Source organism: Pseudomonas sp. RIT-PI-q (assembly GCF_001297125.1).
GTDB lineage: Bacteria > Pseudomonadota > Gammaproteobacteria > Pseudomonadales > Pseudomonadaceae > Aquipseudomonas.
Genome location: NZ_LHPC01000025.1, coordinates 138,311 through 157,654, shown reverse-complemented (window position 1 = coordinate 157,654; position 19,344 = coordinate 138,311). Strand labels below are relative to the sequence as shown.

Genomic DNA, 19,344 nt, shown 5'->3' with positions numbered 1-19,344 from the left:
GCTCGTTCATGAAAAAGGCATGGTTGATTTTAATGTAATAACATAACATGCAAAATCAACTCCCACGATGGACCTGCTCATGAATGCGCTGACTCTGCCGGATATCGCCGCGCAGGCCTCACGCCAAGCCCTGCCACTGGAGTGGGTGGGCATGTGCGGCATTGCTCTTCCTGTTTTATTCGATGGCCAACGACTGAGTGCGAAGGCCGATGCGGGCGTTAGCCTCGATGATGGAGAGGCGCGCGGCATTCATATGTCGCGGCTCTACCTGGCGCTGGAAATGCTTGAACTGGAAAGCCTGACACCAGCTTTGTTGCGGCGAGTCTTGCAGAATTTCCTCGACTCACATGACGGGCTTTCCAACAGTGCTTACTTAAAAATTCACGCCGATTTACTGCTTAAAAGACCGGCGCTGATTAGTCCGTTGGCCGGCTGGAAGACTTATCCAGTGAGCATCGAAGCACGTCTGAAAAACGCGATGTTCCACGTGGAACTAAAAATAGACATTCCTTATTCCTCGACTTGCCCGTGCTCAGCCGCACTTTCCCGGCAGCTGATTCAGCAGCAATTCATCGATGACTTCGCCAACCAACCACTGCAACACGCCGATGTTTTGGCTTGGCTCGGTTCGACAAAAGGCATCGTCGCAACGCCCCACAGCCAACGCAGCACCGCGAAATTGAGTCTTCGCCTGGAAGACTATCTGGATGACCTGCCCCTAATCACGATCATCAACGACGCCGAAGCAGCCCTCGGCACCGCCGTTCAAACCGCTGTAAAACGCGCCGACGAACAAGCCTTCGCCCTGGCCAACGGGCAGAATCTGATGTTCTGCGAAGACGCCGCGCGACGCTTGAACCTCGCCCTGAAACGCTCCCCTGGCATCGGCGCCTTCCACATAGAAGTCATCCACGCCGAGAGCCTCCACGCCCATGACGCCGTCGCCGAAAGTCGCTGGAACTGGGAGGCCGTATGATCCGTTGCCAAGCATTGCGCTGGGGTGCGCCGGGCCAACCGCTGACACCTGCCGTGGAGTTCGATCTACCCAAAGGAAGCCTGACTGCTGTCGTCGGCGCTAACGGCTCCGGTAAAAGCAGCCTGTTGAAAGTCATCGCCGGCTTGCAAAAGCCATTGTCGGGAAACGTCGTACTGGATGTTCCACGCAAGGGCGGTCTCTCGTTTCTACCGCAGCAGCAACACCTCGACCGGCAATTCCCCATCAGCCTCCAAGAATTGGTGGCCGCCGGTTTCTGGGGCAGCAAGCAATCGCCAGAGATACGCCGCGAACGCCTCACTGCAGTTCTGGAAGACTGGTGCCTGAGTGGCCTGGAACAGCGCCCACTGATGGCGCTCTCCGGCGGCGAACTGCAACGCGCCCTGCTCGCCCGCTTGAGTCTTGCCCAAGCACCCTTGCTGTTACTCGACGAACCCCACGCCGCCCTTGACGAACTCGGTCAGGCCCTGCTGTGGAAACACATCCACACCTGGCATGCCGAAGGCCGAACCCTGCTTGTCGTGTGCCATGACCTGGCTGCCGTTCGCCAATACATTCCACACACCCTGCTGATCAAAAGCAGTGGTTGTACCCTCGGGCCGAGCATTGATCTGATTCATCAACAACCGCAAACGCAGGTGGCCTGATGATCGCCGCCGCTCAACTTTGGCAACCGTTCCATGAGTTCGTATTCATGCGCCGAGCGCTACTTGGTGGATTGTTGTTGGCGTGCAGCACGGCACCACTGGGTGTGTTTCTGATCCTGCGGCGCATGAGTCTGATCGGAGATGCAGTGGCTCACGGCATCCTGCCCGGCGCCGCTTTGGGTTTCTGGTTCGCTGGATTGAGCCTGCCCGCGCTGACTGTCGGTGGTCTCGGTGCAGGTCTCAGCATGGCCGGGCTCGCCGCATGGATCACTCGTCGAACCGGTCTTAGAGAAGACGCCAGCCTCGCCGCGATCTACCCGATATCCCTCGCCAGTGGCGTGCTGATCCTGGGCATCGCCGGCAAACGCCTTGACCTGCTTCACCTGCTGTTCGGCTCGGCGCTGGCCGTCGACGGTCCGACGCTGACGGGCATGCTCTGGGTTTCGGGGTTCAGCCTGATCGCCATGGCACTCATCTACAAACCGCTGTTGCTGGACACCCTCGACCCACTCTTCCTGCAAACCGTCAGCCGTCTCGGCCCCATGGCGCACGGCGTATTCCTGACCCTTGTGGTACTGAATCTGGTGATCGGCTTCCAGGCCATCGGCGCGTTGATGGTGGTCGGTTTGATGATGTTGCCGGCCGCCGCCTCACGCTTCTGGAGTCGCCGCTTGCCTGCATTGATGGCCATTGCCGCCGCGCTCGGCTGCCTCTCGGTGTGGTTCGGCTTGTTGCTGTCGTTCTACTACTCGCTGCCCAGCGGCCCGGCCATCGTGCTGGTGGCTGGCGGTTTGTATTTGCTGTCTGTGGTGTGCGGGCCAGTCCACGGTTTGCTGCGCCGCCCGCCTTTGCTCACATCCCAATGAGGTGTTACCCGTTGCGCGTTTTACTCGTGCTGTTCAGTTTGATGTTGTCGATGTCGCTGTCTGCCGCAGAAAAACTGCAGGTGGTCACCAGCTTCAGCATCCTCGCCGACATGACCCACCAGGTCGGCGGCGACCATATCCAGATCACCAACATGGTCGGGCCGGACGCCGATGCCCACACTTACGAACCGACTCCGGACGATGCTAAAGCCCTGCTGAAGGCCAAGCTCATCATCAAGAACGGTTTGGGTTTCGAGCCGTGGCTGGATCGACTGGTGACCAGCACCGAGACCAAATCACCGGTGATCAGCGCGAGCCACGGCGTCATTCCACGCTCGCTGGATGAGGACGGCGAAACCGTTCCAGACCCGCACGCCTGGCACAATCTGGCAAACGCCGAGTTGTACATCGGCAACATCACCAAGGCGTTGATCGCCGCCGACCCGGCGAACAAAGCCGACTACCAACGCAACAGCCAGACCTACCTGAAGCAGATCTACGCCCTCCTCGCCGAAGCCAAGGTCAAGCTCGGTTCGCTGCCACCAGGCAACCGCAAGATCGTGACCTCCCATGACGCCTTCGGCTACCTCGGTCAGGCCTACGGCATCGACTTCATGGCACCCCAGGGTCTGTCCACCGAACGCGAACCTTCGGCTGCTGAAGTTGCGGCGCTGATCACTCAGATTCGCCAGGCCAAGGTCAAAGCAGTGTTCATGGAGAACATCAAGGACGCCCGTTTGCTCAAGCAGATTGCCGACGAAAGCGGCGCGCACATTGGCGGTACGTTGTACTCCGATGCCCTCGCCGCCAGCGGTCCTGCCAGCACCTTCGCCGGGTTGTTTGAGTACAACCTCAACACCCTTTACGAGGCGTTGAGCAAGCCTTGATCGTAAGAATGGAGTCAGCTTGGCATGATGTGTCTGTGCGGACGCCTTCGCTAGCAAGCTCGCTCCCACATTAGATCTTTAGTGGACACAGGTTTTGTGTACGACGACGATTCAATGTGGGAGTTGGCTTGCTTGCGATGCTTTTAGGCTCTTGGCTTCACAGTCCCGCAATCTTGCCCCAACCACACAGCGCGCGTATCGAGGCTACCCTTCTGCTGGATGCCGGTGGCGTTGAAGGTGCCGTTGACCTTGGTGGTGAACTCACGATCACTAAGGAAGGTGGCGACGCCTGCACCTTGCGCTTTCGGACAGCTGAAACGGAATTTCCACTGATTGCCGGTGCGCTCGGTGATTTCCTGTTTGCAACCCGATTGCGGGTCGGTCAGCGGGATATTGTCAGACTTCACCTGCTCTGGCGTCAGGCACGCCCGAATCCCTTTGCCGCCCATAGTGATGCCCTGCTTCTCCAGTTGCGCACGCTGTTCAGGGGTAATCTGGCTCTGTATCTGGCCGAGGATCAATTGCAGATCCGGCATGTTCTGGTCATCTACTTTCATGTTGCTTGAGGTCAATTCCCACAAGCCTGGCTGCAGCATCTGTGCCTGAGCGGCCACAGGAAGCGCTAAACCAAAAGCCACGGCCAAACCCAGCAGACGAACGTTCATCGAGTAACTCCTGATCAGTAGTGGCCGTTAGACGTCAGCCACGGGCTTCGGTTCATGGGCCAATTAAATAGCGACATTTTGCACTGAACATGGTCTGTTAAGCATTGAATCTTCAGGAGCAAGGCTGCCCCATGGATTATTTTGGACCGCACATTTTCGGTTATCTGATCGCACTGCTGCACTCGTTGGGCATGATTGCCGCCATTCATGCCGTGTTGACCGTTCGGACCGCTCAGGGCTCGATCGCCTGGGCCCTGTCGTTGTTGTTCATTCCCTACCTCACGCTCATCCCCTACCTGGTCTTCGGCCGCAGCACCTTCGATGGCTACATCAAGGCCCGGCGAACAGCCAACGAAGAAATGCGCAAGGCCATCTCCGAGCTGAACTGGCGCCCGTGGGTAGAAGAGGCACTGACCGCCCGCGCCTCCAACGCTTACGCCTCCTTGAGGGCCATGCCGAAACTCGGGCGCATGCCGTGCCTGGCGAACAACGAAGTGCGTTTGCTGATCAATGGCCAAGCCACTTTCGAGGCGATTTTTGAAGCCATCAGCAACGCCAAAGAAGCCGTACTGATTCAATTCTTCATCATTCACGACGACCGCCTCGGCCAACGCCTGCAAGCTCTATTGCTGAAGAAAGCCGCCGAAGGCGTGGCGGTCTACTTGCTGTACGACCGCATTGGCAGCCACTCCCTGCCCCACAGTTACGTACAACCGTTGCGCGATGCCGGCGTAGAGGTCAAAGCCTTCGCGACTCGCAGTGGCTGGCTCAACCGCTTCCAAGTCAACTTCCGCAACCACCGCAAGATTGTGGTGGTGGACGGTGTGCTGGGTTTCGTTGGCGGGCACAACGTCGGCGACGAATACATGGGCGAAAAACCTCCACTGGCGCCATGGCGCGATACCCATGTGCAAGTACGCGGACCGGTAGTGGCCTGCATGCAGGAGTCCTTCGCCGAAGACTGGTTCTGGGCCGCCCGTTCGCTTCCACCGTTGATCTTGCCGGACGTCTACCCGGACGACGGTGTGCTCTGCCAATTACTGGCGAGCGGCCCGGCAGACTCCTACGAAACCTGTTCGTTATTCTTCGTTGAAGCCATCCATGCGGCGACAGAACGGGTGTGGATCACCAGCCCCTATTTCATCCCCGACGAAGCGGTGTTTGCGGCGTTGCGGCTGGCGGTACTGCGCGGTGTCGATGTGCGTTTGCTGCTGCCTTCACGGCCCGATCACCGCATCGTCTACGCAGCCTCCAGCCTGTACGCCTTCGAAGCGGTACGCGCCGGTGTGCGGGTGTTCCGCTATGAGCCAGGTTTTTTGCATCAGAAAGTGGTGTTGATCGACAGCGAAATCAGCGCCATCGGCAGCGCCAATCTGGACAACCGTTCGTTCCGGCTTAATTTCGAAGTGATGTTGCTGACAGTCGACAGCGCGTTTGCCGGCGAAGTGGAACAGATGCTCAACGATGACTTTGCCCAGGCCCACGAAATCGCCAAAGAAGAAAGCCGGGAGACCCACCGCCTGCAACAGGTCGGCATGCGGATCGCCCGGCTTATTTCACCGATACTCTAAGGGTTGTAGATGTCGTCGCGGGTCCATGGCAGTTCGTGGCTGCCATCGGGATGGGTTTTCACCGCAAGGATCTGGTGCAGGTTGATCCAGCCCTTGGCAAATGCATAAGCGCATCCCGCCAGGTACAGCCGCCAGATCCGCAACGCCTGCTCCGGCACCTGCCTGGAGGCGGCCTCCAGATTATCCTCGAGGCGTTCGCTCCAGTGATCCAGCGTGCGCGCGTAGTGCAGGCGCAGACTCTCGACATCGACGATCTCCAGCCCTGCTTCGCTGATCTCGGCAGAAATCATCGACAGGTGCGGCAGCTCGCCATTGGGGAACACGTACTTCTCGATAAAGTCCCCGGCACCACGTCCCACCGGCCGGCCATCAGTGTGTTTGGCGGTGATTCCGTGGTTCATCACCAAGCCGCCCTCCTTCACCGCGCCGAACAGGGTTTTGCAGTATTCGGCCAGATTGGCGTGGCCGACGTGTTCGAACATGCCGACGCTCACCACCTTATCGAAGCGCCCGTCCTGCGGCAGATCGCGGTAGTCGAGCAGTTGCAGTTCAACCAGATCGTCGAGGCCTTCCTCAGTCACTCGCTCACGGGCCAGGGCCAGTTGTTCTTTACTCAGGGTTATCCCGAACACTTTCGCGCCGAACTCCCGGGCTGCGTATCGCGCCAGCCCACCCCAACCGCAACCGACATCCAACAGATAATCGCCGGGTTGCAGCCGCAGCTTGCGGCACAGGTGGCGGAATTTGGCTTGTTGGGCTTGCTCCAGCGTTTCGCTACCGGTCTCGAAATACGCGCAGGAATACGCCATATCGCTGTCGAGCCACAGTTGATAAAACGCATTGGAAAGGTCGTAGTGGTAGGAAATCGCCTTGGCGTCGGTTTCCTTGTCGTGAACAGTGCGCACAGGCTGACTGTCGTCATCCTCGCTCAACAACGCCTGGCTCCACTCATCGCACACGCGGATTACGTCGCTGATGGAACCTTCGAGCTCCAGTTTGCCTTCGACAAACGCTGCCCCTAGCGCGTCCAGGCTTGGATGAGTGAACTGGGTAACCATTTGTGGGTCCTTGACCACAATCGTGACGCTGGGCGTCGGCCCCAGATTGAATTCATGGCCATCCCAGAGTCGCAAGCGAAGCGGTAATTGCAGATTCTGTAAGGCCGGTGGAAGTTGCGCGAGCATGGATAGTCCCCCTTGTTTCAGACGTCTGATGTGAGGGTAGACCATCTTTAGAAATATAGCTGGCTATCGATTTAATAGCCGATTTCTATAACTCGCGGCGCTCCAACCAGCCGTCGTGAGCCCATAAGTGATGGTCCTCACCCTAGATGACTACAAATTCGGCGCACAGTTCTAAAAAATTGAAATAACCCCGATCAGGCGATTTAGAGCGTTCGTCTGGATTACTCAACGTCGTCCTTGAGCTTGAGTAGCGGCTCCTGAAAACGCAGCAGGCGTCCGGCGTTACCCAACACCAGCAATGTGCTCAGGTTATGCAGCAACGCCGCAATCATCGCCCCTGCCGCACCGAGCCAGCCGAAGGCCGCGAACGCGACAATTGCCAGCGTCCAGCCCAGGCCGATGATCACATTGACCTGCAACGTATGCCGGCACTGACGACTCAACCGCACACACGTACCGAGTCGTCGCAGATCACTGCCGATCAACACGATGTCGGCCGAGGCCAGTGCGATGTCCGCCCCGCCCGCGCCCATGGCGACGCCCACCACACCTGCTTTGAGCGCCAGGGAATCGTTGATCCCGTCGCCTACCACCATAGGCCGGAAGCCATTACCGATTTCTTTCAACACGCGATTGAGTTTGTCCTCGGGCAACGCTTGCGCTTCAACGTCGCTGATCCCGACATCACGCGCCAATGTGTGAGCGACGCTTTGCCGATCACCGGTGAGCAACAACTGACGTCCCAATCCGAGTTCACGCAACTCGCTCAAGGCAAAACGCGCTTCAGGTTTGACGCTGTCGGCCAGCAATAACCACGCAAGGAATTCACCGTTGAGTGCCAGTCCGGCAATCGGGCCATCGTGTTCGGGAACACTGGAGGTGGCGATACCCAATTGGGCGAACAGCTCCGGCCGACCGAGCGCCGCCTCGCCTTGCTCGGTCATCGCCACCACGCCCAAGCCCTGACGCTCGTGAATGTCCGAGAGCAGCAGAAAATGCTCCTGGGTGACCAAACCGGCGAGCGCACGGCTGACCGGATGACTGCTGGCGGAGCCGAGGCTGGCGGCCAGTTTGAGGACGTGGCTGCGATCTTCGAGCGGGCTGTCGATGGATTGCAGGCGCAAGGTGCCGAAGGTCAGGGTTCCGGTCTTGTCGACCACCAGCGAAGTCAGGTCCGCCAACTCTTCAAGAAACGCCGAGCTGCGAATCAAAATCCCGTGACGCGCCGCCACCGCCACACCGGCAATTGCCGTGGCCGGTGCCGACAGCACCAACGCACAAGGACAGGCCGCCACCAACACCGCGAGCATCGCCTGCGCATCGTTAGTGACAAACCAGGTCACCGCGGCCAGCAACAAAACCAACACCATGTAACTACCCGCGTAGCGTTCCAGCAAACGTGTGATCGGTGGCTTGGAACGCTCGGCGTTCTGCATCAGCGCGATGACTTTACCCAGGGTTGACTCATGGCCAGTGCGGGTCACTTCGATGCGCAACAGACCGTCAAGGTTGATCGCCCCGCCGAACACAGGCATGCCGACCCCCGCCTCCATCGGCACGGATTCACCGGTAAGCGAAGCGGGGTCCAGGCTGGCTTGACCGGACAAAACCCGCCCGTCCGCCGGCACTCGATCACCGGCGCGCACTTCGACGAGGTCGCCGGCCTTGAGTGTGCCGTTGTCGACTTCGACGATGGAGCCGTCCGCCTGAACCTTGCGCGCATGGCTGCGAGTCAGTTTGCCGAGTGCATGAATCGCTTCCTGAGAACCGATGACGCTGCGCTCTTCCAGCACGTGGCCGAAGATCATGATGATCGGCAGTAACGCCGCCGTCAGCAGGTCACCTGTCGCCCAGGCACCGAGCATGGCCAGGGCGATCAATTGATCGGTGATCCCGTGCAAGCTCGGATAACGCAGGCTATACCAGGCCGAACGCATCACCGGCACGGCCACCAGTAAAGAAGCAAAGCCGAGCAGCAATTGGCTGACACCGCTTTGCTCCGGCGACAACCAGCGCCAGATCAGGCCGAGCACCAGAAGACCAAGGGCGAGCATCGCCAAGGTCAATTGGCGTGCGGCGCTACGTTGTTCAGCAGAGGACAACATGCTCGGTGCGGCGGCAGTTTGGGCGGTCATTGTGCAGCTCCCTGAATGATCAGGCGGGAATCGTCTTTCGGGTTGACCGTAGTCACCGAGCCGGCCTGACCGAGAATCTTCGGCATCCGTTCACGGTAAATGCGCAGCAGCATTTGCGGATCAGTGCCCTGCTGTTGCGCCTTGGCCAGGCTCAACACTGTGGCGGTGTCGGCCGAGGCTTTGGCCAAGCGTTCGCTCGCTTGGGCGTGGGCCACTTGCAGTGCGCGGTCGGCTTGCTCGTTGGCGGTCTGAGTGAGTTTCTCGGCTTCGGTGCGAGCGTTGGCCACGGCTTTGTCGGCTTGTTGGCTGGCCGTCAGAACGGCATTAAAAGCATTGACCGCCGGGCCGGGCAAACTCGATTGCACGTCCACGCGCGCCACTTCGATCCCCAGCCCCTGCCCTGTCGACGTCAGTTCGGCCAAGCGTTGATTGATGCCTTGCACCAAATCACCCCGCAGGCGTTCACGTCTTTCGGCAGCTTTATTATCGGCGCCGATCAGCTCCGGGCGTGCGACCAGGATGGTGTCCAGATCGCGCGCGGCAGTCAGTGCGACGGCGCTGCGGGTGACCAACCGATCCAAGGCCGGCAGCACATGTTCGCCTTGAAGGACGAAGGCATACGGTTCGGTGACCTTGTAGAAAACCCGCACATCGAGTTGCACCACGCCCGCGTCACCGGTCAACAGATACCCCGAGCCCGCGAGTGCGTCGCTGATCGGCGTGGCAAAACTCGCTACTCGATCGGCCTGTAACGCGGCGTCCGTGCGCAGCAGATTGTCCACCCGACGCTCGATCACCCGGTCCGCTGCCGGCAACAAAACCACTTGCTCAAAAGGACGCGGCCAAGCCAACAGCAGTCCGGCATTCTGGATACGATCCAGCGCGCCGAAGTGCAAAACCACCGCGCGATTCTGCGGATCGATTTGCCGCACATTGGAAAACGCCCAGGCGAACGCAGCCAATACCGTCACCGCGTAAAGCGCGAGAAACGCCAAGCGCCCGGCCTGAATCCAGGGGCTGCTCAACTCATTTGTTCCACGTGGAACCAAATTCATGGCTGCGACCCGGACTTGTTTTCAAGCGTCGGCGGACCATCAACCAACACGCGGAACGGTGCGGCATCGGTGCGCAAAATCAGTTTTGTCCCAGGCGTGACGATGGTGCCCAAAGTGTCGAGTGAACGCAGTAAATTGTAGAGCTGCGGTGAACCGGCGTACGCACGGCCGTAAATCTGTGCGGCTTCGACGCGGGATTGCGCTTCGATGTCAGCCGCTTTTACCGTCGCGTCAGCTTGCACGATGCGTGCATCACGCTCGGCGGCGGAACGGATTTGCGCCGCTTCGCGCTTGCCAATGGCGGTACGTTCCGTGGCAATTGTTTCACGCTCGGCGCGCATACGATCGACCGTCGCGGTGAGCGTAACCGACGGCAAAGTCAGACGTTCGATACCCACTTGCAGCACTCGCACACCGTAAGTGGTCAGCAACTGCTGATCGATTTGCTGACGCAGCTGCGCCTCGAAATCGGCGATGTGCACTTGATTGGCATCGGTGTTCACCAGGTTGACCAGGTCAAAACTGCTGGCGGTGGTTTCCAGCGCCGAGCCGACGAAGGTGCGAATCTGTCGCGCCGCTTCGTCCGGCTGATTCTGCACGGCACGCATGAAACGTTGCACGTTGTCCGGATCGCCCTGTACCTGCCACGCCACATACGCCTGAACGATGATGCGCAACCCGTCCCGCGTGCCGACATCCTGCAAACCGCTGGACGTGGTGCGCAACCGTAAATCCACTGGGATAGCCGCCTCGAACGGCGCCGGCCAGCGCCAACCCAGCCCCGGTTCGAGCAGCACGCGCGACGGATTACCGAAGCGCGTGATCACCGTGGCCTCCCCCGATCGCACCTGCACCAGGCTGGCTGCCGCGATGGCGAACGCGACTAGCAACGCCGCCCAGCCCATGCGCCGCCAAGGGAATGGGCCCGCTTCCTGGGGATCACCATGATGGTGATGTCCGTGGTGATGCCCGGCATGGCCATGATCGTGGCCAGTGTGGTCGTCGTGATCGTGAGTGTGCGACTGGCTCAATTGGCAGCTCCTGGCTGAGCGGTTTTACGCGACGGCGCAGGGTCAGCCGGCAGCGTGAACGTACGGAGGTCGATGGTCGGCGCGTTGCTGCTGCCGCCCAGACGATGATCGAGAACCAATAGCTTGGCGTTCGCCAGGCCCTGGGAAAGTTGGCTGAAATACTGCTCCAGCACAAAGGCCTGGCCGGCACTGGCGTAGGCTTTTTGCTCGGCGCTGAATCTCAGGTCCGCCGCTTGCGCGGTGGCATTGATTTCTCGCGCACTGGCCGTTGCTTGATCGCGCGCGATGCTGGCCTGTAATTGCGCCTGATTGGTTGCTTCCGCCGCTGCCCCACGCTCACGGGAAATCAATGCCTGGGCACCAATCTGTGCAGCCTGCACCCCGTGATAGGCGTTGGCCGCACCGGCTGGTGGGTGAATCGCCTCGACCACCGTGGCGAGAATTTCCACGCCGCTGTCGAGTTTCTGCAAGTCAGCCTGAACCGCCTGACCGATTTCTTCAGCCAGCCCTACCCTGTCCTCGCCGAGCAAACCGTCGAGGGTTCGCGAAGCAAAGTCGTGGACCAGAATCCGGCTGGCGGTGCTGCGAATCAACGTCGGCACGTCGGCGCTGTTGTACGTCGCGGCCAACGCCGCCTGATCGTTCAGGCCGATGCGGTAAACGAAGCGCACGTCCATGTTGACGATCTGGAAGCTCTGTTTGTCGCCACGGCTGCTGGCGATGACCTGGGATTTATCGTTCACATGGCTAGCATCCCACAAGCGATTGGCAATCGCAGGCGCCGGACCGTCGGCAGGTTCAGCCACGGACGGTGCCGCCGTTTCGCCGACACTGGTGGCCAACTCGTGAACCACACCGTTCTCGACATTCAGCACTCGGCCCAACGGCCACGGCAAACCCGCATGCAAACCGGGACCGAACACTTCCACCGGTTTGCCGAAACGTTCGTAGATGCCTCGCCCTTGTAGTGGTATTTCATGGATGCCGGTGAGCGACCAGCCCACGATCGCCACCACGGCGAGCACTGGCACCAACGCCCGACGCATGTAAGTGAAGGCCCAGATTTGCCGCAGGTCGATACCGAATCGGTTGTGCAGTTCGTGCTGCAACGCCAACAAAGGTTGCGGCGGCCAGCGCAGCATGTCGGCGACAAAACTTCGCGCCAGCAACGACGGTTCAAGTTGTTCACGCCGCGGACTGAACAATGACAACACGGCGCGCAGCAGCAACTCGACGGCGACCAGCCCCGGCAGCAAGCCGATCAGTACCGCCAGACGCACCGGCCAGACCGAGGTTTCGCTGCCGAACAATAGGCACAAAGCACTCAACACCAGGCAAATGATCGCCACCCGTGTCAGCTGCGCCAGCGGCCCCGCTTCGGGCCATTGGGCGACGTTTTCCTGGGCCAGTTGACGCTCCAGCACCAGTAAACCGAAGGCCAAAAACAGCGATAAAGCCGCGCCAACACTGGCGGACAATCCTGGAGCAACGGGCGGCAGAGCGAGATTCCAGACTTGTTCAATGCTGAACAACGTCAACAGCGACAAGCCGCCAAGCCACAGGGTTGGCGCACCGATCTGCACCAGCATTCGCAGCCATCGCTGACCCAGCCGATCCAGCAGCCGTTCATACCATCCCGTTGGGGCAACGACTTCCTCAGCAACAATCACCTGCGCCACTGGGCTCATGGTGCGTGCACGCCACCGGGTTATCCACCAGGCCGATTGCAGACCGGCAACCAGTACCAGCAAACCGGCGCTCTGATTGACCAGCAACGCCGGCCACAGCGACTGCGGTGCAAACAGCCCGACAAAAAACGCCAGCACCCAACCGGTCGCAGCGAGAGCGCCCAGGCCGATTGCGAACTGACGTAATCGTCGCCCTTGAAAAACCGCCTGCTGAAAACGCGGCAGCCCGGCCACTTGCGTCCCATCGACATCGAGATCGACTTGCATACCACCTCAGTGTTCATCGTTGCTCATCGCGCGAATCGTTACGATATAACGAAAGCCGTGAAATTTCCGTTCTTAAATGCTCTATCTAAAGACGCTCAACCTGTCGCTTGCCTGAAGCCTTGACCGAAATGCTCGGGAACGCACATATTACGTTCGTAATTTTAATCACGGGCTACTTTTACCCATCCCGATCCCCCGTTCACTCCAGGAGTACAAGCATGAGCACCTATGACGTCGTGATTCTGGGCGGAGGCCCTGGCGGCTATAACGCAGCGATCCGCGCTGGCCAGTTGGGCCTGAAAGCAGCTTGTGTCGAAGGTCGCGCCACCCTTGGCGGCACCTGCTTGAACGTCGGGTGCATGCCGTCAAAAGCGCTGTTGCACGCCTCCGAACTCTACGACGCGGCCATGGGTGCGGAATTCGTCAACCTGGGGATTGAAGTCAAACCCACCCTCAACCTTGCCCAGATGATGAAGCAGAAGGATGAAAGCGTTACCGGGCTGACCAAGGGCATCGAGTTTCTGTTTCGGAAAAACAAAGTCGACTGGATCAAGGGCTGGGGCCACATCGACGGGCCCGGCAAAGTCACGGTGACCGACAGCCAGGGCGGCAAAACTGAACTGAGCGCCAAGGACATCATCATCGCCACCGGCTCCGAACCCACTCCCCTGCCGGGCGTGGATATCGATAACAAACGTATCCTCGATTCCACGGGTGCACTGTCGCTGACTGAAGTGCCGAAGCACCTGGTGGTCATCGGCGCCGGGGTGATCGGCCTGGAGCTGGGTTCGGTGTGGCGGCGACTGGGCGCTCAGGTCACGGTGGTCGAATTCCTCGACCGGATCTGCCCGGGCGTGGATGCGGAGGCGGGCAAAACCCTGCAACGCGCTCTCGCCAAACAAGGCATCAGTTTCAAATTGAGTTCAAAAGTCACCAGCGCCACCACGTCTGCGTCGGGCGTTCAGCTCAATGTTGAGCCCGCCGCCGGTGGCAGCGCCGAGCTGATTGAAGCCGATTACGTGTTGGTCGCTATCGGACGCCGGCCTTACACCGAAGGCCTTGGCCAGGAAAACGTCGGCCTCACCACGGACAAACGCGGCATGCTCGCCAACAAGGGTCATCGCACCGAAGCTGCCGGGGTCTGGGTGATCGGTGACGTGACCTCGGGACCGATGCTCGCGCACAAGGCCGAAGACGAAGCCATGGCCTGCGTCGAACAGATTGTCGGCAAGGCTGGCGAGGTCAATTACGACCTGATCCCCAATGTCATCTACACCAGACCCGAGCTGGCCAGCGTCGGCAGGACCGAAGAGCAGTTGAAGGCGGAAGGTCGTGCCTACAAGGTCGGGAAATTTCCCTTCACCGCCAACAGCCGGGCGAAGATCAATCACGAGACTGAAGGCTTTGCCAAAGTGCTGGCCGATGAACGCACCGACGAAATTCTTGGCGTGCACCTGGTGGGCCCGAGTGTCAGTGAGATGATCGGCGAGTATTGCGTGGCCATGGAGTTCAGCGCTTCCGCTGAGGACATTGCCCTCACCTGCCACCCGCACCCGACCCGCTCCGAGGCCCTGCGCCAGGCGGCGATGAATGTGGAGGGGATGGCGACGCAGATGTAGCTCCGTGTCCGGAAAAGATCAAAAGATCGCAGCCTTCGGCAGCTCCTACAGGTGTTCACATTACCCTTGTAGGAGCTGCCGAAGGCTGCGATCTTTTCGCTCGTCAGTCCGGCAAATGCTCTAAAGGCAACGCCCCCGGCGTCTTCACCGTGTGAATCGCAAAGTTGCTGCGTATGTCACTCACTCCTGGCAGTTTCAACAATCGCCCTGTGAGAAATCGCTCATACGCACGCAAATCCGGCACCACCACTTGCAGCAAAAAATCCGAATCCCCTGACACCAGGAATGCCGAAATCACCTCGGGCAACGCCGTCACGGCCAGGCGAAAGGATTCCGCCTGCTCGTCGTTATGGCGTTCCACTTTGACCCCGACAAACACCGTCAGCCCAAGCCCCACTTCGTCGCGATCCAGATTGGCCTGGTAGCCGCGAATCACTCCGGCTTCTTCAAGCATCCGTACCCGACGCAAACACGGAGAAGCGGACAGTCCAATCTCATCAGCCAGTTGCACATTGCTCAGGCGACCGTCGCGCTGCAGGGCGGCGAGTATCTTGCGGTCGTAGGCGTCCAGTTTCATGGTTTGGCAGATCCTGATGGCTTACACGTTATTGAGTGGCAGATTATGCCAACCCACAACGTTTTAGAAGCAAACTACGCAACCACCTGCCCTGCCCTATCGCCCTAGACTGGCCGTACCGAATCGACAACGAATGGGGTGCAACGTGGCAGGACTCTGGCTGTTTTTCATGGCGCTCGCGGTGGTTTACCTGTTACCTGGACCGGACATGATCCTGCTGTTGCAGACCGGAGCCCGTCAGGGCAAAGGCGCGGCACTGGCGACGGCATTGGGCTTGGGCATTGCCCGTGGTTGCCATGTGGCGCTCGCGGCGTTGGGGTTGGCGGCACTGTTCAAGGCAGCTCCCTGGACTTTCGACGTGGTGCGCCTGGCCGGGGCCGCGTACCTGCTGTGGATCGGCATCCAGTGCCTGCGCACGACCCTGCTGCCGAACCTGAACGGCGCCAATCAAACCACCGGGAAAGCGCGGTGGCGCGAAGCGATCCAGCGCGGTTTGCTGACTAACCTGCTCAACCCCAAGGCGCTGCTGTTCTGTTCAGTGCTGTTGCCGCAGTTCATCGATCCTCACGCCGGGCCGGTGCTTGCGCAATTCGCGACCCTGGGCGTGGTGCTGGTCGGCGTCGGTTTGTTGTTCGACAGTGCTTACGCACTGGCCGGCGCCGCGCTAGGCCGTTGGCTGCAACGCAGTCCTTCGGCCCAGCGCCTGCAGCAATGGCTGTTCGGCAGTCTGTTGATCGGCTTCGCGGTGCGGCTGACCTTCGTGCAACAGACTTGAGCCTTACTGCGTCTTGCGCCGACGACGATTGATCAGCAACAGCGCCGCTGCCGTCACCGCTACCACACCGCCGATCTGCAATGGTTTTTTGTAGGGCCGTAGCGTTGAGCGCGCGGCGTCGGTGACCTGGGTGACGTAGCGCTTGTCGGCATTCCGGAAGTCCGGCTCCTGGCATTGATGACCAAAATCGCCAGCCCACACCACATACGGACCTTCCTCGACGTACCGACGGTAAAGCGCGCTTTGCTCCTGCAAGCTGCTCCCCCACGACGAAGCCTTGCACAGTACCGCAGCAAACGCCTGACTGCTGTGGGGCAGATGATCAGCGGCCTTGCTCGCCAGGGCCGTGGCGACAAAACGGTAATGGAAACGCTCATCCGGTTTCGCCACCGTGGCTTGCTGGCGCTGCACTTCCCCCTCGGACATCAGCGGTCCGACCTTGAGCTCCGGTGCCTCCAGGCTGTAATTGCCACCGAGGGTGGCGTAATCCGGGGACATCTCGTAACCCAACAATTGCATCCCGTCATAGCGGGCCGTGAGGGCGGCTTGGTAGTAAGCGGACGCGCGGGTGGTCGGCCACCATTTGGACTCGGCTTCCTGACGCATTTGCCCGTACCACCTGGCCCTGGCCTGCAAGTCGGCGTTATCGAAATAGGCTGGCGCTTCGTCGTATCGCTCTTCACGCAGCAAGCGCCGGCCGAGCAGATTGCGCAGGCTCGCCGCCACCGGCAACGGCACGTAGTTATCGCGATCCTGCTGGGTTAGCGGCGGCGGTGCCGGCACCTGAGTGTCGACGTAAGCTTTGAGTTCATCGAGGGTCAGCACCCGTTCGGCGACGGTCGCCGCATCGAACCAGTAGATGCCTTTGCTGCGATACAGCTGATCAAACGCTTGCAGGTAATCCCCGCGTTGCAGTGCGAGGATTGCACTTTCGCCTTCAATCCGGCACTTGGGCTGAAGGGTTTCGTAATCGAAGTCCGGGGTTCGTCGTTCGCCCCAGGATTCATTCTGCGGGAAGGCCTGGGCCGCTTTGGCATAGGCGGCGGCAGCGGCGTTTTTATCGCCATCGCGCACGGCCAGTTTGGCCCGCAGCCACCACGCCAGCCCTCCATCACCGGCGTGTTCGAGGAAGGCCTTGGCGCTCGCGTAGTCGCCCTGTTGATAGTTCATCGCCGCCAGACGATCCGCGTTGTCGAGGCTACCGCGCGTGCTGCTTTGCAACAGTTTGATCAGTTTCAGCTCGTTCGGCGGTTGATCACCGAATGACAATCCCAGTCGGCTGATCAAAGAAGCGGTTACCAGTTGCTGCACTGGTTTGCCCTTGAGCAGCGCAGCCAGCTGATCGTCGGGCATCGCCACCAGATCAGCCATCAACAGTTTGAGCGAGGTGTAGCCCACCGCCGAGCCGTGCAGGTTTTGCGTGACGTAGAGTTCGATGGCGCTGTTCCAGTCCCCGGCCGTGCGGACCACGCGCGCTTCTTCACCGAGGCTGGCGACACCCAGTTCCAATGGATCGCTGAAGCCTTCGATGCTCAGCTGACGGGTCTGCTCGAAAGCTTTTTGAGATTGAACCAGAAGGTCGGGGCCCGCATCCGCTTCTGCACTCATGGCAAACAACGCTCGACCCAACGAGTAAGCCGCCCAAGTGCTACGTAATGCGCGTTGATCGGCCGGCAACGCCAGCACCTTCTGGAAATACTCGGCCGCCAACCCATGATCACCGGCAGCGAATGCCACGGCGCCGGCCAGATAAAATTTGAGTTCAGCGGGCAGGCTCGCACCCTGCACTTCGACCTGACGGGCATCGGTCAGGCTGCGAAGCTGCTTCACCAACGCTTGCTGCTCAGCTGTCAAACCGGCCTGTTCGGCCTGGTCCCGTTGATCGGCATAATTGGGTTCATCGCCGTAGCCCTGGTTTGGACTATTCGTCGCGTCTGTGACGTTCTTCAGCCCGGCGATCGCGTGCCCGAGGCGGTTGATCTCGAAGTTGAAGTTACCTTCCGGCAGTTCCGCCAGCGATTGTCCACGGTTGTCCAGCAAGCGCGTGGGGAAATCCGGCCCGCAGGCCAGCGCCGACCCCAGCGGCAAGCTGAGGCTCAGGCAGAGCAAATGGCGGGGCCAGTTACGGGTGAACATTTGAAGCTCCTTGATCAATATGTACGCAGCGTGCCCAACCGATGGCGCGCGCCCGCCGGCCGGAAGGCGGCCGTCGCGCAGGCGGGTGAAGGTAAGCAGATCCGGGCGCTGTTGCAACGCATAACCGGCCAACGCATCGGCGCCATCACAGCCTTGCACCGCCAACGTCAGACGCTCGGGCCAGGCGCTGTCGAGATTGCCTTGATTGCTCAGGCTGATGTCAGCGAGGCCATCCTGCACCGAGACGTTCAGCGCCAGGCTACTGTCGAGGGCATCGCCGCGAGCCACGGCGCGCAAGGTCGTCAGGCTCCAGGCCCTGCGATCGTTGGCCAGCGGTAAGCGAAACCAGATCAGGCCGGCCAGATGCGCCGGTGGATCGTTGCGCAGCTCGATGCCGAGGTGGCTCAATTGCTGCGGATCGGCCAGCAACTCGCGACGCTGGCCGGCACGTTCGATAGGCACTTCGCTTTCCACGATCGGCGCGCCACTGTCCCCCGGCAACAGCGCCACGCCATAGGCTGGTAGCGCCAGATAAAAAGGTTTCGAAGTAATACGGCTCCAGGCCTTGGCCCATCTTTTGGCCTGATCCGGGTCAAACAAGCCACGACGCGGATCGCTTACCGCGTGCACTTGCAACACGCTGCTGTCGACTGTGGACAAAAGTGCTGACAGCTCGGGGCTGTCGAGCCAGGAAGGTAACGCGGTGATGCTCAATGGCATTGAGGCTGGCAGAACCGTGCGCAGATGCGTGAGAAATGTCCGATAGGCCGGTAGCCGAGCGTTGCCCGCATCGTGGTCGATTTCCACACCGGAAAGAACCAGTCCCTGCCCCTGCCAATTGCTGAGCACCTGTTGGATCTGCACGGTGACTTCGTCCTGATCGAGCGACTGGAGCTGACCATCAAGACGAATCACCGCAATCAGCGGCCGGCCATCCTGCTTGAGCAGCGCAGGGTCAATTCGCGCACGGCTCCATCCCGCCTGCGGAAACGCCTGCAAGGCCAGTATCCTCAGGGTCGAAAAGTCCGCACGACTGTCCTTGAGCGCGGCTTCATGGGCCGGCGTCCATTGCCGTTGCCAGATGTAGAGTTGCTGATCAAGCGGCGCCGCGTCCTGTCGTTCGCAACCAATAAGCAGCACCACTGCCGCCAGACAAACCAAAAAACGCATAAAGCCCCTTAAGCCGAACCAAATCCCTTGTAGGAGCGAGGCTTGCCCGCGAAGAACGATAACGCGGTCTACCTTGG

Annotated in this window: 15 protein-coding genes and 1 pseudogene; 7 read left to right on the top strand and 9 right to left on the bottom strand. The window is 60.1% G+C overall.

The features are described 5' to 3' along the window. Window positions 1–79: 79 nt before the first annotated feature. The 4 genes from folE2 to AEQ67_RS10415 are packed head-to-tail and all read left to right on the top strand — an operon-like array spanning window position 80 to window position 3,394. Window positions 80–976, top strand: a complete 897-nt coding sequence (gene folE2, locus AEQ67_RS10430) for a GTP cyclohydrolase FolE2 (RefSeq protein ID WP_059403790.1) — start codon at window positions 80–82, stop codon at window positions 974–976. Further along, window positions 973–1,641 (top strand): metal ABC transporter ATP-binding protein, encoded by a 669-nt coding sequence (locus AEQ67_RS10425; protein ID WP_059403789.1) that lies wholly within the window; start codon window positions 973–975, stop codon window positions 1,639–1,641. The genes folE2 and AEQ67_RS10425 overlap by 4 nt, the downstream gene beginning before the upstream one ends. After that, window positions 1,641–2,507 (top strand): metal ABC transporter permease, encoded by an 867-nt coding sequence (locus AEQ67_RS10420; RefSeq protein WP_059403788.1) that lies wholly within the window; start codon window positions 1,641–1,643, stop codon window positions 2,505–2,507. Before AEQ67_RS10425 ends, AEQ67_RS10420 begins: the two co-directional genes overlap by 1 nt. An 11-nt stretch (window positions 2,508–2,518) precedes the next feature. Then, window positions 2,519–3,394, top strand: a complete 876-nt coding sequence (locus AEQ67_RS10415) for a metal ABC transporter substrate-binding protein (protein ID WP_059403787.1) — start codon at window positions 2,519–2,521, stop codon at window positions 3,392–3,394. Between the two features lie 143 nt (window positions 3,395–3,537). Here AEQ67_RS10415 and AEQ67_RS10410 read toward each other — a convergent pair whose 3' ends face one another. Next, window positions 3,538–4,059: a DUF3617 domain-containing protein gene (locus AEQ67_RS10410; RefSeq protein ID WP_059403786.1), complete on the bottom strand. Its 522-nt coding sequence runs from the start codon at window positions 4,057–4,059 to the stop codon at window positions 3,538–3,540. A gap of 131 nt (window positions 4,060–4,190) precedes the next feature. On the opposite strand from AEQ67_RS10410, the gene cls reads away from it, so the two are divergent. Next, complete coding sequence (cls, locus tag AEQ67_RS10405; protein ID WP_059403785.1) at window positions 4,191–5,630, top strand: cardiolipin synthase; 1,440 nt, start codon at window positions 4,191–4,193, stop codon at window positions 5,628–5,630. Here cls and cfaB read toward each other — a convergent pair. The 5 genes from cfaB to hflK (AEQ67_RS10380) form a co-directional block, all read right to left on the bottom strand. Then, window positions 5,627–6,814: a C17 cyclopropane fatty acid synthase CfaB gene (gene cfaB / locus AEQ67_RS10400; protein WP_059403784.1), complete on the bottom strand. Its 1,188-nt coding sequence runs from the start codon at window positions 6,812–6,814 to the stop codon at window positions 5,627–5,629. The two genes, cls and cfaB, sit on opposite strands and share 4 nt — an antisense overlap. Before the next feature lie 221 nt (window positions 6,815–7,035). Further along, window positions 7,036–8,949 (bottom strand): cation-translocating P-type ATPase, encoded by a 1,914-nt coding sequence (locus AEQ67_RS10395; RefSeq protein ID WP_059403783.1) that lies wholly within the window; start codon window positions 8,947–8,949, stop codon window positions 7,036–7,038. Further along, entirely contained in the window at window positions 8,946–10,004 is a 1,059-nt protein-coding gene (gene hflK / locus AEQ67_RS10390; protein ID WP_059403782.1) for a protease modulator HflK, read from the bottom strand. The genes AEQ67_RS10395 and hflK (AEQ67_RS10390) overlap by 4 nt, the downstream gene beginning before the upstream one ends. After that, window positions 10,001–11,035: a protease modulator HflC gene (gene hflC / locus AEQ67_RS10385; RefSeq protein WP_059403781.1), complete on the bottom strand. Its 1,035-nt coding sequence runs from the start codon at window positions 11,033–11,035 to the stop codon at window positions 10,001–10,003. Before hflC ends, hflK (AEQ67_RS10390) begins: the two co-directional genes overlap by 4 nt. Beyond that, window positions 11,032–12,990, bottom strand: coding sequence for a protease modulator HflK (gene hflK / locus AEQ67_RS10380; protein WP_059403780.1), 1,959 nt, complete (start codon window positions 12,988–12,990; stop codon window positions 11,032–11,034). Before hflK (AEQ67_RS10380) ends, hflC begins: the two co-directional genes overlap by 4 nt. Before the next feature lie 218 nt (window positions 12,991–13,208). Between hflK (AEQ67_RS10380) and lpdA the strand changes: the two genes are divergently transcribed. Beyond that, window positions 13,209–14,609: a dihydrolipoyl dehydrogenase gene (lpdA, locus tag AEQ67_RS10375; RefSeq protein WP_059403779.1), complete on the top strand. Its 1,401-nt coding sequence runs from the start codon at window positions 13,209–13,211 to the stop codon at window positions 14,607–14,609. Window positions 14,610–14,712: 103 nt separating this feature from the next. On the opposite strand, the gene AEQ67_RS10370 is transcribed toward lpdA, so the two are convergent. Then, window positions 14,713–15,186 (bottom strand): Lrp/AsnC family transcriptional regulator, encoded by a 474-nt coding sequence (locus tag AEQ67_RS10370; protein ID WP_059403778.1) that lies wholly within the window; start codon window positions 15,184–15,186, stop codon window positions 14,713–14,715. A 145-nt stretch (window positions 15,187–15,331) separates the two neighbouring features. Here AEQ67_RS10370 and AEQ67_RS10365 point away from each other — a divergent pair, with 145 nt between their 5' ends. Next, complete coding sequence (locus AEQ67_RS10365; RefSeq protein WP_152974824.1) at window positions 15,332–15,961, top strand: LysE family translocator; 630 nt, start codon at window positions 15,332–15,334, stop codon at window positions 15,959–15,961. Between the two features lie 3 nt (window positions 15,962–15,964). Here the strand turns inward: AEQ67_RS10365 and AEQ67_RS10360 are convergent, their stop codons facing one another. Both AEQ67_RS10360 and AEQ67_RS33680 read right to left on the bottom strand, forming a co-directional pair. Continuing rightward, window positions 15,965–18,097, bottom strand: a complete 2,133-nt coding sequence (locus AEQ67_RS10360; RefSeq protein WP_059403955.1) for a hypothetical protein — start codon at window positions 18,095–18,097, stop codon at window positions 15,965–15,967. Further along, window positions 18,084–19,267 (bottom strand): annotated as a pseudogene (locus AEQ67_RS33680) (DUF3142 domain-containing protein). Before AEQ67_RS33680 ends, AEQ67_RS10360 begins: the two are co-directional and overlap by 14 nt. Between the last annotated feature and the right edge of the window lie 77 nt (window positions 19,268–19,344).

Bases quoted from the DNA above. Each gene is read 5' to 3' on its own strand.
- lpdA (WP_059403779.1), top strand. From the start codon at position 13,209: ATGAGCACCTATGACGTCGTGATTCTGGGCGGAGGCCCTGGCGGCTAT.
- folE2 (WP_059403790.1), top strand. From the start codon at position 80: ATGAATGCGCTGACTCTGCCGGATATCGCCGCGCAGGCCTCACGCCAA.
- AEQ67_RS10395 (WP_059403783.1), bottom strand. From the start codon at position 8,949: ATGACCGCCCAAACTGCCGCCGCACCGAGCATGTTGTCCTCTGCTGAA.
- AEQ67_RS10420 (WP_059403788.1), top strand. From the start codon at position 1,641: ATGATCGCCGCCGCTCAACTTTGGCAACCGTTCCATGAGTTCGTATTC.
- hflK (WP_059403782.1), bottom strand. From the start codon at position 10,004: ATGAATTTGGTTCCACGTGGAACAAATGAGTTGAGCAGCCCCTGGATT.
- cfaB (WP_059403784.1), bottom strand. From the start codon at position 6,814: ATGCTCGCGCAACTTCCACCGGCCTTACAGAATCTGCAATTACCGCTT.
- cls (WP_059403785.1), top strand. From the start codon at position 4,191: ATGGATTATTTTGGACCGCACATTTTCGGTTATCTGATCGCACTGCTG.
- AEQ67_RS10360 (WP_059403955.1), bottom strand. From the start codon at position 18,097: ATGTTCACCCGTAACTGGCCCCGCCATTTGCTCTGCCTGAGCCTCAGC.
- AEQ67_RS10410 (WP_059403786.1), bottom strand. From the start codon at position 4,059: ATGAACGTTCGTCTGCTGGGTTTGGCCGTGGCTTTTGGTTTAGCGCTT.
- hflK (WP_059403780.1), bottom strand. From the start codon at position 12,990: ATGCAAGTCGATCTCGATGTCGATGGGACGCAAGTGGCCGGGCTGCCG.
- AEQ67_RS10425 (WP_059403789.1), top strand. From the start codon at position 973: ATGATCCGTTGCCAAGCATTGCGCTGGGGTGCGCCGGGCCAACCGCTG.
- AEQ67_RS10370 (WP_059403778.1), bottom strand. From the start codon at position 15,186: ATGAAACTGGACGCCTACGACCGCAAGATACTCGCCGCCCTGCAGCGC.